The organism is Streptomyces sp. NPDC055078, assembly GCF_053607985.1.
On record NZ_JBSGUP010001021.1, the window covers coordinates 1 to 1,862 of the forward strand.

2 protein-coding genes are annotated in these 1,862 nt (G+C 74.3%); both read left to right on the forward strand.

All coding sequences use genetic code 11. From position 1 onward, the window contains the following. Positions 1–578: SbcC/MukB-like Walker B domain-containing protein (locus tag ACWF94_RS39735; protein WP_453500042.1), on the forward strand; the 578-nt coding region annotated here is incomplete at its 5' end. Positions 579–835: 257 nt separating this feature from the next. After that, on the forward strand, positions 836–1,687 hold the full coding sequence (locus ACWF94_RS39740; protein WP_453500044.1) for an SDR family oxidoreductase: 852 nt from the start codon (positions 836–838) through the stop codon (positions 1,685–1,687). Positions 1,688–1,862: the final 175 nt, after the last annotated feature.

Below are 1,862 nucleotides of genomic sequence, written 5' to 3' on the forward strand. Positions count from 1 at the left end.
GGCCGCTGCGCGAGGAGTACGAGCGCGTGGCGCGGCTCGCCGGTCTCACCGCGGGCACCTCCGCCGAGAACGAACGCAGGATGCGCCTGGAGGCGTACGTCCTCGCCGCCCGCCTCGAACAGGTCGCGGCGGCGGCATCCGTACGGCTGAAGCGCATGTCATCCGGGCGCTACACGCTGGTGCACTCCGACGCCCGCTCCGGCGGCAAGCGCTCCGGGCTCGGGCTCCATGTCGTCGACGCCTGGACCGGCAGCGAACGCGACACGGCGACGCTCTCCGGCGGTGAGACCTTCTTCGCCAGCCTCGCCCTCGCGCTGGGACTCGCCGACGTCGTCACCGACGAGGCCGGAGGGGTACGTCTGGACACTCTCTTCATCGACGAGGGCTTCGGCAGCCTGGACGAACAGACCCTGGACGAGGTCATCGACGTACTCGACTCCCTGCGCGAGCGGGACCGCAGCGTCGGCATCGTCAGCCATGTCGCCGATCTGCGCCGCCGTATCCCCACCCAGCTCGAAGTGGTCAAGGAGCGCCACGGCTCCGTCGTCCGCCTCCACACCGCCGCGCTCGGCGGCTGACGGCGCGCGCCCCGCTCCGGTGCGGAGCTTCGGCGGCGGCGAGCGGGTCCGCCGCCGGTCCGCCGCCGGTTCGCCGCCGGGTCCCGCCGGTTCGCCAGCGGGCCCCGCTGGTCTGCCGCCCGTCCGCTGCCGGGCCCCGCCGGGGCGAGCGCGGCTCGCGGGTCCTGAGGGCCATGACCTGGGCCTTCGCCCCGGCGGCCCCCGCGTGGCCGAAATCCGTATGACACCGAGGACAAGATCGACCACGATGGGCTCCCATGCCCAGGTTTCCCCACCCCGAAGCAGCGTCCCTGCGCCGTGACCCCCTCCCGCTGCGCGGCCGTACCGCGCTGGTGACCGGTGCGAGCCGGCGCGGCGGCATCGGATACGCGGTCGCCCGCAGGCTGGCCGCGTACGGCGCGAGTCTCTACCTCCACCACCATGTCCCGCACGACGCGGAGAAGCCGTGGGGCGCCGAACCCGGCGGCGCGGAGGCCGTGGCGGACGGGGTGCGCGCGGCGCTGGCCGACCCCGGCGCACGCGTGCACCACGGTCCCGGAGATCTGTCGGATCCGGCGGCCCCGGCCCGGCTGATCGCCACCGCCGCCGAAGCGTTCGGCGGCCCGGTCGACATCCTCGTCGCCAACCATGCCCTCAGCGGCCATGACGGCACCCTGGACGAGATCGACGCGGACATCCTCGACGCCCACTGGGCGATCGACGCCCGCTCCGTACTGCTGCTGATCCAGGCGTACGCCCGGCTGCGGTCCGGCCTTCCGCCGCGTACTCCCGGCGGCCGGGTCATGATGATGACATCCGGTCAGGACATCGCGGGCGGCATGGCGCATGAACTCGCGTACGGACTGGCCAAGGGCGCGCTCGCCTCGGTGACCCGCTCGCTCGCCACCACGCTGGCCGATCTCGCGGTGACCATCAACACCGTCAACCCCGGCCCGGTGGACACGGATTACATGGAGGGCGACGACTACCAGGCGATCGCCGACAGATTCCCGGCGGGACGCTGGGGCATGCCGGACGACCCGGCTCGCCTCATCGCCTGGCTGGCGACGGACGAAGCGGAGTGGATCACCGGTCAGGTCATCGACTCGGAGGGCGGATTCCGCCGCTGATTCGGCGGCCGGCCCGGCTCGAACCACCGCCCCGCCCGCGTCGGCCCGGCGCGGCGAGGCCGCCGGGACCGTAGGCGGGACAGGGGCCGTCGCCCGGGCGGGGCCTGTTCAGCGGGCGGGGCCCGGTGGGTGGCGGGGCCTGTCGGGTGGCGGGGCCGGAGCGTGGGACGTGGTC

Coding starts and splice junctions, on each gene's coding strand:
- ACWF94_RS39740 (WP_453500044.1), top strand. CDS start 836: ATGCCCAGGTTTCCCCACCCCGAAGCAGCGTCCCTGCGCCGTGACCCC.